Consider the following 14,040-nt stretch of genomic DNA (forward strand, 5'->3'; position numbering starts at 1 on the left):
AACGCGAATCATTCGCATCTAGGCGCTAGAGGCTTTCTCCGGTCCGGCGGATGCCCTGCGCCTGGGTCGCGTCCCTGATCTCGCCGACCAGCTGTTCAATGATGTCTTCCAGGAACAGGACGCCGCGCGTGGTTCCATCCGGGCCCAGCACGCGGGCCAGATGGGAGCCGGTCCGCTGCATCACGGCCAGGGCATCCTCGATTTCGTCGTCCAGGCGCAGGTTGGCCAGGGTACGGACCTTGTTCTCCGTGATCGGCCGTTCATAGGCCTCCAGCGGGATGGACATCACGTCCTTCAGGTGCATGTACCCGGTGAGGTTCCCGGCGTCGTCCACGAGGACGAAGCGGGAGAAGCCGGTCCGGCCCACGGCACGCTCGAATTCCGCCGGGGTGGAGTCCGTGCCCAGGCTCACGAGTTCGTCCAGCGGCACCATCACCGTCCCCGCGGTCTGTCCGGAGAACTCGAGTGCACCCGAGATCAGGCCGGAATCGTCGGCGACGGTCCCGTGTTTCGTGGATTCCTCCACGATGGACTGCATCTCCTCCAGAGTGAAGGCCGAGGCGACTTCGTCCCTCGGGGTGATCCCCATGAGGCGCAGCGCGTGGTTGGCCATCCAGTTGAGCGTGCCGATGATCGGGCGCACCAGGCGGGAAATGAAGACCAGCGGCGGGGCGAGCAGCAGCACTGCGCGGTCGGCAACGGACACCGAGATGTTCTTCGGAACCATCTCGCCGATGGTGACGTGCAGGAAGGTCACGAGCAGCAGCGCCACCAGGAACCCGGCACCGTCAGCTATTTCGATCGGCAGGCCCACGGCTTTCAGCGGCACCGAAAGCAGGTGGTGGATAGCAGGTTCGGCCACCGAGAGAATCAGCAGGGAGCAGACGGTGATACCCAGCTGCGCACACGCGAGCATCAGGGACACGTGCTCCATGGCCCACAAGGTGGTCTTGGCCCGCTTCGATCCGGCTTCGGCATGCGGCTCGATCTGGCTGCGCCGCGCGGACATCACCGCGAATTCGCTGCCGACGAAAAAGGCGTTGCCCAGGAGCAGGACCACCAGCCAGAAGATTCCCGCCAGATCGCCGCTCATCGGATGCCTTCCCTGCGTGCCGGGCGCTCCGCGCTTCGGCCGGTGTTGTCTTCGTCTTCAATGTGTTCGGCCTGGCCGGATTCGGCCCCCTCGGCGGCGGGGATGAAGCTGACGCGGTCAATGCGCCGACCGTCCATCCGTTCCACCTCGAGCACGCCGCCAGGCACCTCTACGCGGTCCCCTGCCTCGGCGATGCGGCCGAGTTCGGCCATGATGTAGCCGCCCACGGTTTCGTATCCGGCTTCGTCCGGCATCCGCAGCAGCGGAACCAGGGCGGTGACTTCGTCTGGCCGCATGATGCCCGGGAAGTACCAGGCACCGGACGCGCTTTGCAGCACGCCGGGCTTGGCCTTGTCGTGCTCGTCGGATACTTCGCCGACGATCTCTTCCACCAGGTCCTCCAGGGTGGCGACGCCGGCGGTTCCGCCGTATTCGTCGAGGACGACGGCGAGCTGCAGGTTGGCGTTGCGGAGTTCGGAAAGCAGTGAGTCCAGGTGGACCGTTTCCGGCACCCGGAGGATCTCGCTCATGATCGCGGCCGCCGGCAGGGTGGCCCGCCTGCTGCGCGGCACGGCCACGGCCTTCTTGACGTGGACAACGCCGCGGATGTCGTCCGGTGAATCCCCGAGGACAGGGAAGCGGGAGTACCCGGTGCGCCGCGCCGCCTCGATGACATCGGCCACGGGCTGCTCGGCGTCGATCGTTTCTAGCCGGATGCGCGGAGTCATGACATCGGCAGCGGTTCGTCCCGCAAAGGAGAAGGTCCGGGAGAGGAAGTCGGCAGTGCCCTTGTCCAGGGTGCCCATCTCCGCGGAGCGCCGCGCCATGGAGGACAGCTCGGCCGGCGTCCGCGCTCCGCTGACCTCTTCCTTGGCCTCGAGGCCAAAGAGATGGAGGATCTTGTTGGCGAAACCGTTCAGCAGGAGCACCGCGGGCTTGAAGACCACGGTGAAAGCCAGCTGCGGCCGTGCCAGTGCCTTACCGACACGGAACGGCATGGCGATGGACATGTTCTTGGGGATCAGTTCGCCCAGCAGCATCGAAAGGAAGGTCGCCAGGATCATCGCAACGGTGACGGACACCGAGTCCACGGCCACGGGCGGCAGGCCAAAGGAGGCCAACGGACCCTCCAGCAGGCGCCCAACGGAGGGTTCCATAACAAACCCGGTCAGCAGGGTGGTCATGGTGATGCCCAGCTGGCAGCTGGAGAGCTGGGTGGAGAGGGTGGTCAGGCAGCGCAGCAGCGGTTCAGCCGCTTTGTCGCCCTCGTCCACTGCGCGGCGGACGGCAGGCTGGTCCAGTGCCACGAGGGCGAATTCCACGGCGACGAAGAATCCGGTGCCGAGAATGAGCAGGAGGCCGAAGAGGAGGTATAGCCACTCCATGTCAGCACTCCCCCGCCGTCGGGGCAGACCGGCTTAAAAGAAAGGGATGATTTACTGCACGGAAATGTTCAGACGGAGGGTGGTCGGCTGCGGCCGGACTGGAAGGCTCCGATGACGAGGCAGGTGAATGCTGGGCCGTGGGTGTGCGGGCGTTGCCGGCTCGTGGCGCACCGACTGCGGCAACCGCAGTCCGTGACGCAGGCCGGCGCCTAGAGAAACTGTCCATAGAATCCCCAGTTTACAGGTTTGTTCCGGGCCCGCCACAGCGGCTTCCCTGGGTGATTCCCGCCGGTCTGCGGCAGCAGGCGCCTTCATCAACTGGTGCGGGATTGGCCACATGTTCGACTATGTCACTAGACTGGCATGAAGTCTCGGTCACTGCGCACCGGGCCGCACCAGTACTTGAGGCGGAAGCGTCAGAACATGGTGCCATCAGGGCAAACGGCAACTCATGGAAGAGGCGTATATCTAGTGCCAGACCAATCCAACCACCGCCTGCCGGAGGAATTCGGCGGCAACGAGTGGCTTGTCGATGAACTGTACGAGCAGTATTTGTCGAACAAGGACTCCGTTGACAAAAAGTGGTGGAGCATCTTCGAATCCTTCAAGGCTGAAGACTCCCAGTCCGGCAACGGATCCAACGGAAACGGCGCCGGATCCCCGGACGGTTCCCGGCCCGCCACCCGCCAGCTTCCGGTAGTGAAAGCCGAAAGTACGGCACCCAACGCACCGAAGGCATCAGGCGAATCGCCCGCTGCAACGCAGCAGTCGGGCAAGCCGCCGGTAGCCAAGGAACAGGCGAAGGCCGAACCCGCTGCGAAGAGCGAGCCGAAGGCCGAACCCAAGGCGGCGCCGATTCCTGCGCAGCTGCCCAAGACCCAGCCCAGCGATGCCGCTGCGGAAGAGGACAAGGTCACCGTGCTGCGCGGTCCGGCCAAGGCCATCGCCACGAACATGGACCTCAGCCTGAGCGTCCCCACGGCAACCACCGTGCGGGCCATTCCGGCCAAGCTGCTGATTGATAACCGCATTGTCATCAACAGCCACCTGGAACGTGCCCGCGGCGGCAAGATCTCCTTCACCCACCTGCTGGGCTACGCCATCATCCGCGCTGCCGCCCAGTTCCCGTCGATGAACGTGCACTACGACGAAGTGGACGGCAAGCCCGTTGCCGTCCAGCCCGCACACGTCAACTTCGGGCTGGCCATCGACATGCCCAAGCCGGACGGAACCCGCCTGCTGGTGGTGCCGAACATCAAGAAGGCAGAAACGCTGAACTTCTCGGAGTTCTGGCACGCCTATGAAGAGCTGGTCAAGCGTGCCCGCAACGGCAAGCTCGGCGCGGACGACTACCGCGGCACCACCATCTCCCTGACCAACCCGGGCGGCATCGGCACCGTGCACTCGGTGCCCCGCCTCTCCAAGGGACAGGCCGCCATCATCGGCGCCGGCGCCCTTGAGTACCCGGCTGAATTCCAGGGTGCCAACGAGAAGATCCTGGCCCGCAACGCCATCAGCAAGATCATCACCCTGACCTCCACCTATGACCACCGCGTCATCCAGGGTGCCGGCAGCGGCGAGTTCCTGCGCATCATCCACCAGCTGCTGCTGGGTGAGCAGAACTTCTACGACGAGATCTTCGAATCCCTGCGGATCCCGTACGAGCCGGTCCGCTGGAGCCCGGACATCCAGGTCAACCCGGACGAGCAGATCAACAAGGTTGCCCGCATCCAGCAGCTGATCCACGCCTACCGGGTCCGCGGCCACCTCATGGCGGACACGAACCCGCTGGAATACGTCCAGCGCCGGCACGCCGACCTGGACATCCTGAACCACGGCCTGACCCTCTGGGACCTGGACCGGGAGTGGCCCACGGGCGGCTTCGGCGGCAAGCCGATGCTCAAGCTCCGCAAGATCCTCGGTGTGCTGCGGGACGCGTACTGCCGCACGGCAGGTATCGAATACATGCACATCCAGGATCCCGAGGAGCGCCTCTGGTTCCAGGACCGCCTGGAGACCAAGTACACGAAGCCGACCCGCGAAGAGCAGCTGCGCATCCTCAGCAAGCTCAACGCTGCCGAGGCTTTCGAAACGTTCCTCCAGACGAAGTTCGTTGGACAGAAGCGCTTCTCCCTTGAGGGCGGCGAATCCCTGATTCCGCTGCTGGACGCCGTGATTTCAGGTGCCGCCGACGACGGCCTCGAGGAAGTCGGCATCGGCATGGCCCACCGCGGCCGCCTCAACGTCCTGACCAACATCGCAGGCAAGACCTACGCACAGGTCTTCCGCGAATTCGAAGGCACCCAGGACCCGCGCAGCGTGCAGGGTTCCGGCGACGTGAAGTACCACCTCGGCACCGAGGGCACCTTCACTTCGGACAACGGGAAGCAGACCAAGGTCTACCTGGCGGCCAACCCGTCCCACCTCGAAGCCGGCGATTCCGTGCTGGAGGGCATTGTCCGCGCCAAGCAGGACCGGCTGGACAAGGGTGACGAGTTCCCCGTGCTGCCGATCCTCGTGCACGGCGATGCCGCCTTCGCGGGCCAGGGCGTGGTGGCGGAAACGCTCAACCTCTCCCAGCTGCGCGGCTACCGCACCGGCGGCACCATCCACGTGGTGGTCAACAACCAGGTGGGCTTCACGACGTCGCCCACATCCTCGCGCTCCTCGGTCTATTCCACCGACGTCGCGAAGATGGTTCAGGCACCGATCTTCCATGTCAACGGAGATGATCCCGAAGCAGTTGTACGGGTTGGCCAGCTGGCCTACGAGTACCGTCAGCGCTTCCACAAGGACGTCGTCATCGACATGGTCTGCTACCGCCGCCGCGGCCACAACGAAGGCGATGACCCTTCGATGACCCAGCCGATGATGTACAGCCTGATCGAGGCCAAGCGCTCCGTGCGCAAGCTGTACACCGAGTCCCTGATCGGACGAGGCGATATCAGCCAGGACGAGGCCGAGCAGGCGCTGCGTGACTACCAGGGCCGCCTCGAGCGCGTCTTCGCGGAAACGCACGCTGCCCAGACCTCGCCCATCCCGGTGATCACCAAGGATTCCGAAGCGGTTTCCGATCTGGAACGTCCTGCTGCCCAGCAGGAAGGCACCACGATCATCAAGCCGGCAAGCACTGCGGTCTCCGCCGAGGTCCTGGCGCACATCGGCAAGGCCCACGTGGCCGTCCCCGAGGGCTTCACGGTCCACCCGAAGCTGAAGTCCCTGCTGGAAAAGCGTGACCAGATGTCCCGTGAGGGCAACATCGACTGGGGCTTCGCCGAAATCGCGGCCTTCGGTTCGCTGCTGATGGAAGGCGTCCCCGTACGCCTCGCCGGGCAGGATTCACGCCGTGGAACCTTCACGCAGCGCCACGCCGTCTTCCACGACCGCGCCACGGGTGCAGAGTGGATGCCGCTGGCTGAGCTTGACCCGAACCAGGCCAAGCTGTGGATCTACGACTCCCTGCTTTCCGAATTCGCCGCCATGGGCTTCGAGTACGGCTACTCGGTGGAGCGTCCGGATGCCCTCGTGCTCTGGGAAGCCCAGTTCGGTGACTTCGTCAACGGCGCCCAGACCATCATTGACGAGTTCATCTCGTCGGCTGAGCAGAAGTGGGGCCAGCGGTCCTCGCTGGTGCTGATGCTTCCGCACGGCTACGAGGGACAGGGACCGGACCACTCGTCCGCACGGATCGAGCGTTTCCTGCAGATGTGTGCCGAGGACAACATGATTGTTGCCAACCCGACCACGGGTGCCTCGCACTTCCACCTGCTGCGCCGGCAGGCGTACAGCCGGCCGCGCAAGCCGCTGGTGGTCTTCACCCCGAAGCAGCTGCTGCGCTTGAAGGCGGCCGCAACGTCGGTGGAGGAGTTCACGCACGGCGAGTTCCAGCCGGTCATCGCCGAGCATGCCGAACTGGATGCCAACGCCGTTGACCGCGTGCTGCTGGTGTCCGGCCGCCTGTACTACGATCTGCTGGCAAACCGCCAGAAGACCGGCGATGACAAGACGGCGATCGTCCGCGTGGAGCAGCTCTACCCGCTCCCCGTCGACGAGATCCGGGCCGCTGTGGGCAAGTACCCCAACGCGGACATCGTCTGGGCGCAGGACGAACCGGCGAACCAGGGTCCGTGGCCCTTCATCGGCCTCAACCTGCCCCAGCACCTGGACAGCCGCCTGCGCCTGGTCTCACGCCCGGCGTCGGCCTCCACAGCTACGGGCTCTGCCAAGCGCCACGCAGTGGAGCAGGACATCCTGGTGAAAAAGGCCTTCGAACGTCAGTAGGCTAGATTTAGGGTGGGGCGCTTCGGCGTCCCACCCTGTTTTTTTGATTCGAGAAGGTGACTAGTGGAACAACGCAGAATTCGGCTTGCTGCTGTAGGTGATGAGCTGCTGGCCGGACACGGGGATCCGCGCGCACTCGGCTGGCTGGGACGTGTCCTGGCCCGAACATCGCCCGAGAACGTCAACCTCCAGGCATACAGCCTGGCTGCACCCAACGAGGGCACCGAGGCGCTGGCCAACAGATGGCTCGCGGAAGCCGGCAGGCGGTTCGAGGACGGGTGCGAGAACCGCCTCGTGATCGGATTGTCGGACCGGGACCTGGACCTTCAGCTGACGACGGCGCGAAGCCGCCTGAACCTGGCGAACATCCTCGACGGCGCCGCACAGATGAGCATCAAGGTGTTCGTGGTGGGCCCTCCTCCGGGCCTCGACCCGGAACGGAACCGGAAGCTCGCGGATCTCTCCGCAGCGTTCGGCGACGTGACCACACGGCGGAAGCACGTGTACGTGGACACCCTCAACCCGCTGCTGAACCATGAGCAGTGGCGCACGGACCTGGCCGCCAACGGCGGAACGCCGGGCCAGGCCGGCTACGGCCTCATGGCGTGGCTGGTGCTTCACCGAGGTTGGTACCAGTGGCTCGACCTCCCCGACATGAACTGAAACCTCCGTCATAAAGACGTCAAAAAACCCTTCCGGCAATAGCCGGAAGGGTTTTTTGCGCATGCGGGGGCTGTTTCGGGTAGAAAAACCACCGTGTCCGGCGTAACGATCAGTTAACAACGTGTAACTTGTCTCACAGTGGAAACAATATGTGGCTAGTGTTGCTCCACATGCAGCGGTCTTCACGGCCGCTTTGGGGGGCCATCATCGGTGGTTCCTGACTCCTCATCACCAGTTAGGACTACTTATGCGTACTAAGCGCACGGCAGCTCTTGCCGCACTCTCCGTGGGGGCCCTGTTCCTGGGCGCCTGCGGCTCCGCCGGGGGCGGAACCGAAAGTGAAAGCAGCTCGGAGGCAACAACCGAGAACATCGCTTCCACCATCAATATCGCCATCAGCCAGGCACCTGACGCCTACAACTCGAGCACCGCCAACACCAACAGCACGTACAACAGCTACGTCGACAACCTGGTGCACAGCAACTTTGTCGAATACAGCCCCAACGGCGTCATCCACGATGAAGAGTTCGGCACCTTCGAAAAGACCAGCGACGATCCGCTGACGGTGCACTACAAGATCAATGAGGACGCCAAGTGGTCCGACGGCACCCCCATTGACTTCGATGACGTACTGCTGAACTGGGCGGCCTTCTCCGGACAGGTCGGTCCCGCCGAGGGCGAGAACATCTTCCAGCCGTCCTCCACCAACGGTTTCTCCCAGACCAAGATGATCGAGGGCGAGGCCGGCGACAAAGAGTTCGACATGGTCTTCGAGACCCCGTACGCGGACTGGGAAGCCCTGATGATCGGCCCCATCATGCCCGCACATATCGCAGCGGAAAAGGGCGGCCTCGCCACCGACAATAACGGCGAAGCGCTGATCAAGGCCATCCAGGACAAGGACATCGCGGCGCTGACCCCGCTGGCCGAATTCTGGAACACCGGCTGGAACTACGAAGCCGACCTCACCAAGCTTCCGGACGCCGAAATGATCCCGTCCTCCGGCCCGTACATGCTGGACAACGCCACCGACGGCACCCTGACCCTCAAGCGCAACGAGAACTACTGGGGCGAAGAGCGCAAGGGCAAGACGGAGACCATCGTCTTCAAGACCATCGCAGACACCGAAGCAGTCCAGGCCCTGGAGAACGGCGAGGTCGATATCATCGAGCCGTCCGGACCCACCGTTGACACCAAGACCGCCATCGAGAACATCGGCGAAACGGTCACCATGCTCACCGGCCCGGAACTGACCTTCAGCCACATTGACCTGGACCAGTCGGAGAACGGCGTGTTCAAGGACCTGGCCGTACGCCAGGCCTTCTCCAAGTGCGTACCGCGCGAGGACATTGTCGAGAAGTTCGCCAAGCCCATCGATGAAAACGCCACGGTGGACAACCTGCGCGAATACCAGCCGGGCCAGGAAGACTACGAAGAGGTCCTCGAAGGCGCTCCGTCCGCCAGCGAGTACGACGAAGTCGACCTCGAGGGCGCCAAGAAGCTGCTCGCCGATGCCGGCAAGACCGAACCCGTGTCGGTCCGCCTGATGTTCTCCTCCACGAGCCAGCTGCGCGCTGACATCGTCACCCTGATCAAGACCTCCTGCGACCAGGCCGGCTTCAACATTGTTCCCACCCCGGACCCCAAGTGGAGCGCCAAGCTCGCCGAGCCCGGAGCCTGGGACGCCATCCTGTTCGCCTGGGCCGGTTCCGGCCTGGCCGCCAGCGCACAGTCGATCTACGTCTCCGACGGCGAGCAGAACTACGGCAAGTTCGCCAACGCTGAACTCGACAAGCTCTGGGACCAGATCGCTACCTCCACTGACGAAGAAGAGGTCAAGGAACTGAAGACCAAGGCAGAGGAAATCCTCGCCGCCGAGGTCTACAACGTGGTCCTGTACGCGAACTCCGGTGTGGTTGCACACTCCTCCAAGCTGGAGAACGTGGAACTGAACCCGAGCCAGAACGGCATCACCTGGAACGCCTACAAGTGGACAAAGCAGGTCTAGCCGCAGCACCACGCTAGCCGCAGCATAAGCGGGGATGGGCAGACTCAAAGTCTGCCCATCCCCCTGCTTATGTCCGCGGCGTTCTTTAGTCCCACCCCAAGGAGCCCCACGGTGTTCTACTTCATTCTTAAAAGAGCGGTCACTTCGTTCTTTATCCTCCTGGCCGCCACGGCACTGATGTTTGTCCTGGCCGTCAACTCCGGCGATCCCCTCCATGACCTCGCCGAACTGCGCAACGACGACCGGGAATCCCGCATAGCCGCCCGTACCGAAGCCATGCACCTGGATCAGCCGATCCACATCCGCTATCTGCTCTGGCTGCAGGAAATCGGCCGCTGCATCATGCCCGGCGGCGCACAGTGCACGCTGGGCCTGGACCGCGTGGGCAACCCCGTCATCGAGCAGCTGCAATCCGCCGCCGGTTCAACCTTCCGTCTGGTGGTCGTAGCAACGGTGCTCGCGATCATCCTGGGCGTGCTTATCGGTGTTGTTACCGCCCTGCGGCAGTACAGCGTGTTCGACTACTCGATCACGTTCGTTGCCTTCCTCCTGTTCTCCATGCCGCTCTTCTGGCTTTCCACACTCCTCAAGCAGTACCTCGCCATCGGTCTCAACACCTGGCTGGAGAATCCAACCATGTCCTATCTGGGCATAGTGCTGCTGGGGTTGGTGGCCGGGGTGATCTGGATGGTTGTCGTCGGCGGCGACCGCCGACGCCGCATCCAGGTATTCGCAGTATCGGCCGTGGCAACTTCGGGGACCATGCTCGTGCTGCTGATGTCCGGTTGGTTCAAAACCCCCGGCTTCGGTCCCGTCGGCATCCTGGTGAGCGCCTTCGCCATCGCCCTCGGAGTCACGGCATTGTTCGCCGGGTTCCGGCGTCACCGGATTGTCTACGCAGCCCTTGCTACGGCCGCAGCCGGTTTTGTCGGCTATCTGGTCACGATGGGCATCATGAAAGACCCGGACTGGCTGACCATTGCCGGCCTGGCACTGGTGACCGTTGCGGTTTCCGCTGCCATCGGGCATTTCGTGGGCGGACCGTACGCCAAGCAGACCCGGCAGATTACCGCCGTCGTCGGCCTGCTGATCGGTTTCATCGTGTTCCTGGATTCGCTCCTGCACGCCTACCCGACGCTGTCCCGCAAGACCGGCGGCCGGCCCATTCCCACTACCGGTTCCTCCACGCCCAACCTCGAGGGAACCTTCTGGGAAGTGAACCTGGATTATGCGCTGTACCTGGTGCTGCCGACCATCGCGATCATGCTGATTTCGTTTGCCATGTACACCCGCTACACCCGCGCCAGCCAGCTGGACGTCATGACCCAGGACTACATCCGCACCGCTCGGGCCAAGGGCCTCAGCGAGCGGACCGTCGTGGTCAAGCATGCGTTCCGCAACGCGATGATCCCGATCACGACCCTGATGGCCTTCGACTTCGCCGGCGTGCTCGGCGGCGCCGTGGTCACGGAATCGGTGTTCGGCTGGAACGGCATGGGCAAGATGTTCACCGACGGACTCACCAACGTGGACCCCAATGTCATCATGGCGTTCTTCCTCGTCACGGGCGTGGCCGCGGTGACCTTCAACATGCTGGCTGACATCGCGTACGCGTTCCTCGATCCGCGCATCAGCCTGAACTGATTGGTAGAGCAATGACTGATAACAAGATTCCCGCGGACGGGCCAAAGGAAAGCAGCCCGGAGCTGACGGCCATGACGCTGGAGAGCCAGCGGACCGTCACGGCGGACTCCCCCGCAACCAGGGGTGTCGTAGCTGAACCTAGAATCACCGAGGCCAAAAGCCAGTCCAAGCTGGTCCGCGAACGCTTCCTGCGGCATAAGGGCGCCATGGGCGGAATGATCGGCCTGCTCTTTATCGTGCTGCTGGCATTCTCCTCAATCGGCTTCAACGTCGGCCCGCTGCATATTCCGGGCTGGTGGCAGCACACCTTCTACGAGGTGCAGGAAACCGCCGACGGCGGGAAGCCCACCCTGTCCTGGACCGGGCTGGGCGACCACCCGTTCGGCCAGGACGCCCTGGGCCGGGACTACTTCGCGATGACCATGCGCGGGGCACAGATCTCCCTGATCATTGCCTTCATCGTGGGTATTGTCGGCACCGTCATCGGCACCGTCGTCGGTGCGCTGGCCGGCTATTACCGCGGCCGGGTCGAAGCCGTCCTGATGCGCTTCACCGACGTCATCATCACCATCCCGCTCCTGGTGGTCGCCGCAGTGCTGGCCACCATCGTGGCCGACTTCGGAATCGTCGTCTTCGCGGTCTTCCTGGGCATGCTCACTTGGACCAACCTCGCCCGGATTGTGCGCGGCGAGTTCCTTTCCCTCCGGGAAAAGGAGTTCGTGGAGGCGGCGAAGTCCGTAGGCGCCAGCTCGGCCCGGATCATCTTCAAGCACATCCTGCCCAACACCGTGGGCGTCATCATCGTCTCGGCCACGCTCGCCATCTCCGGCGCCATCCTGCTGGAAACCGCGCTCGGCTTCCTGGGCCTGGGCGTGCAGGAGCCGGACACCTCGCTGGGCAAGCTGATCAATGAAAACCGGTCAGCCATGACCGTGCGCCCGTGGGTCTTCCTTTGGCCCGGCGTGTTTATCGTGGCCATTGCCCTCGCCGTCAACTTCATCGGCGACGGGCTCCGGGATGCGTTTGATCCCCGACAGACAAGGAACAAGCAATGACCTCCACACCGGTATACAGCGACACCCCGGCAACGGGAACCGGTTCCCCCATCCTTGAGGTCACCGGACTCGGCGTCGATTTCAACGTTGACAACGAATGGGTCATGGCCGCCGAAGACGTGAACTACAAGGTTTATCCCGGGGAGATCCTGGCCATCGTCGGCGAATCCGGCTCGGGAAAGAGCATGTCCTCCATGGCACTGCTCGGCCTGCTGCCCGGCAACGGGCGGTCCACAGGCAGTGCGAAACTGCACGGCAAGGAACTCATCGGCGCCCCGCAGTCGGCGCTGCGGAAGATCCGCGGCAATGACATTGCCATGATTTTCCAGGAGCCCATGACGGCCTTGAACCCGGTCCTCACGGTGGGTGAACAGGTGAAGGAGATCATCGAGCAGCACACCGATGCGTCCCCCGCCGATGCCAAGGCACGCGCCATTGAGCTGCTGCGCATGGTGGAGATTCCGGATCCGGAGACCCGTTACGACAGCTACCCGCACCAGTTCTCCGGCGGGCAGCGCCAGCGGGCCATGATTGCCATTGCCATTGCCAATGATCCGATCCTGCTGATCGCCGATGAACCCACGACCGCCCTGGACGTCACGGTCCAGGCGGAAGTACTGGAACTGCTGCGCAAGCTCAACAAACGCCTGAACAGCGCCATCCTGCTCATCACCCATGACATGGGCGTAGTGGCCGACCTTGCGGACAACGTGGTGGTGATGCAAAACGGGCGGATCGTGGAAGCCTCCGCCGTGGTGGATCTCTTCGCTGCACCGCAGCAGGACTACACCAAGGCCCTGCTCGACGCCGTGCCGCACCTCGGTTCCAAGGTGGGCGGCGTACTGGCAGCCGTCGAGGTGGAGGATGACGGATCCCTTCAGATCACCGACGCACCCCTGTCGGTCATGAAGGCCTCCGAGGAAGTGGCCGAACCGACGTCGTCGCAGACGCCCGCCCTGCAGCTCGAGAACGTGGCCATCGAGTATCCCGGGCGGTTCCGCACCCCGGCCTTCCGCGCCGTTTCCGACGTTTCCTTCACGATCATGCCCGGCGAAGTCATGGGCCTCGTGGGCGAATCCGGCTCGGGAAAGTCCACCATCGGGCGCGCTGTCACCGGCCTGCTGCCGGTGGCCGACGGTAGCGTCCGGATCAACGGAACAGACATCGCGGGGCTGTCACCGAAAAAAATGCGGCCGCTCCGGCGGAAGTTCGCCATCGTCTTCCAGGACCCGGCAGCATCGCTGAATCCGCGGATGTCCATCGGCGAGAGCATCGGCGAGCCGCTGTTCCTGCATGAGAAGCTGTCCAAGGCCGAACTGGATAACCGGGTGGCGAACCTGCTCGATGACGTCCAGCTGCCCAAGAGCTTCCGTAACCGGTACCCGCACGAACTCTCCGGCGGCCAGCGCCAGCGGGTGGGGATTGCCCGGGCGCTCTCGCTGCGGCCGTCCCTGCTCGTGGCGGACGAGCCGACGTCGGCGCTGGATGTGTCAGTGCAGGCACGGGTGCTGGCGCTGCTGCAGGACCTGCAGAAGGAGTACGGCTTCGCCTGCCTGTTCGTCAGCCATGACCTGGCGGTGGTCGAAATCCTGGCCAGCCATATCGCCGTGCTGAACAAGGGCAGGATGGTGGAGCAGGGTTCCACCGAGCAGGTCCTGAAGTACCCGCAGGATCCGTACACGCGGCGCCTGCTGGCAGCGGCACCGGTGCCGGACCCGGCCGAACAGGCCTACCGCCGCGAGCAGCGCCACGCGCTCCTCGCGGCCGGCAACACCGAATAGGGCACGTTGCCGAACAGGTAAACACAGCAGAACGAAACCGCGGCGGCGGCGTCAGTGGCGGAAGACCATCTTCCCCACGGCGCCGCCGTCGTCGTTGTCAGGGTTCCGTTGCCGGTCTGGAACTAAGTTG

General features: G+C 63.9%; 8 protein-coding genes. 6 read left to right on the top strand and 2 right to left on the bottom strand.

The genetic code is table 11. The features are described from left to right. Window positions 1–25: 25 nt before the first annotated feature. Together N2L00_RS11030 and N2L00_RS11035 are read right to left on the bottom strand one after the other, a co-directional pair. The gene (locus N2L00_RS11030; protein WP_255764668.1) at window positions 26–1,093 is read right to left on the bottom strand and encodes a hemolysin family protein; all 1,068 of its coding nucleotides are present in this window, start codon (window positions 1,091–1,093) and stop codon (window positions 26–28) included. After that, window positions 1,090–2,478, bottom strand: coding sequence for a hemolysin family protein (locus N2L00_RS11035; RefSeq protein WP_255862722.1), 1,389 nt, complete (start codon window positions 2,476–2,478; stop codon window positions 1,090–1,092). Before N2L00_RS11035 ends, N2L00_RS11030 begins: the two co-directional genes overlap by 4 nt. Window positions 2,479–2,949: 471 nt before the next feature. Here N2L00_RS11035 and N2L00_RS11040 point away from each other — a divergent pair, with 471 nt between their 5' ends. The 6 genes from N2L00_RS11040 (at window position 2,950) to N2L00_RS11065 (ending at window position 13,910) form a co-directional block, all read left to right on the top strand. Continuing rightward, complete coding sequence (locus N2L00_RS11040; protein WP_255764670.1) at window positions 2,950–6,759, top strand: multifunctional oxoglutarate decarboxylase/oxoglutarate dehydrogenase thiamine pyrophosphate-binding subunit/dihydrolipoyllysine-residue succinyltransferase subunit; 3,810 nt, start codon at window positions 2,950–2,952, stop codon at window positions 6,757–6,759. 63 nt (window positions 6,760–6,822) lie between these two features. Beyond that, window positions 6,823–7,422 carry a GDSL-type esterase/lipase family protein gene (locus N2L00_RS11045; RefSeq protein ID WP_227918308.1) on the top strand — a complete coding sequence of 200 codons (600 nt, stop codon included), beginning with the start codon at window positions 6,823–6,825 and terminating at the stop codon, window positions 7,420–7,422. Window positions 7,423–7,669: 247 nt separating this feature from the next. After that, window positions 7,670–9,430: an ABC transporter family substrate-binding protein gene (locus N2L00_RS11050; RefSeq protein ID WP_255764671.1), complete on the top strand. Its 1,761-nt coding sequence runs from the start codon at window positions 7,670–7,672 to the stop codon at window positions 9,428–9,430. A 111-nt stretch (window positions 9,431–9,541) separates the two neighbouring features. Continuing rightward, the gene (locus N2L00_RS11055; RefSeq protein ID WP_255764672.1) at window positions 9,542–11,074 is read left to right on the top strand and encodes an ABC transporter permease; all 1,533 of its coding nucleotides are present in this window, start codon (window positions 9,542–9,544) and stop codon (window positions 11,072–11,074) included. 11 nt (window positions 11,075–11,085) lie between these two features. Then, entirely contained in the window at window positions 11,086–12,129 is a 1,044-nt protein-coding gene (locus N2L00_RS11060; protein ID WP_255764673.1) for an ABC transporter permease, read from the top strand. Next, window positions 12,126–13,910 (top strand): ABC transporter ATP-binding protein, encoded by a 1,785-nt coding sequence (locus N2L00_RS11065; RefSeq protein ID WP_255862721.1) that lies wholly within the window; start codon window positions 12,126–12,128, stop codon window positions 13,908–13,910. Before N2L00_RS11060 ends, N2L00_RS11065 begins: the two co-directional genes overlap by 4 nt. Window positions 13,911–14,040 lie beyond the last annotated feature (130 nt).

The sequence above is a fragment of the Arthrobacter sp. zg-Y1171 genome (assembly GCF_025244845.1).
Lineage (GTDB): Bacteria > Actinomycetota > Actinomycetes > Actinomycetales > Micrococcaceae > Arthrobacter_B.

Coding starts and splice junctions, on each gene's coding strand:
- N2L00_RS11030 (WP_255764668.1), bottom strand. CDS start 1,093: ATGAGCGGCGATCTGGCGGGAATCTTCTGGCTGGTGGTCCTGCTCCTG.
- N2L00_RS11035 (WP_255862722.1), bottom strand. CDS start 2,478: ATGGAGTGGCTATACCTCCTCTTCGGCCTCCTGCTCATTCTCGGCACC.
- N2L00_RS11065 (WP_255862721.1), top strand. CDS start 12,126: ATGACCTCCACACCGGTATACAGCGACACCCCGGCAACGGGAACCGGT.
- N2L00_RS11060 (WP_255764673.1), top strand. CDS start 11,086: ATGACTGATAACAAGATTCCCGCGGACGGGCCAAAGGAAAGCAGCCCG.
- N2L00_RS11050 (WP_255764671.1), top strand. CDS start 7,670: ATGCGTACTAAGCGCACGGCAGCTCTTGCCGCACTCTCCGTGGGGGCC.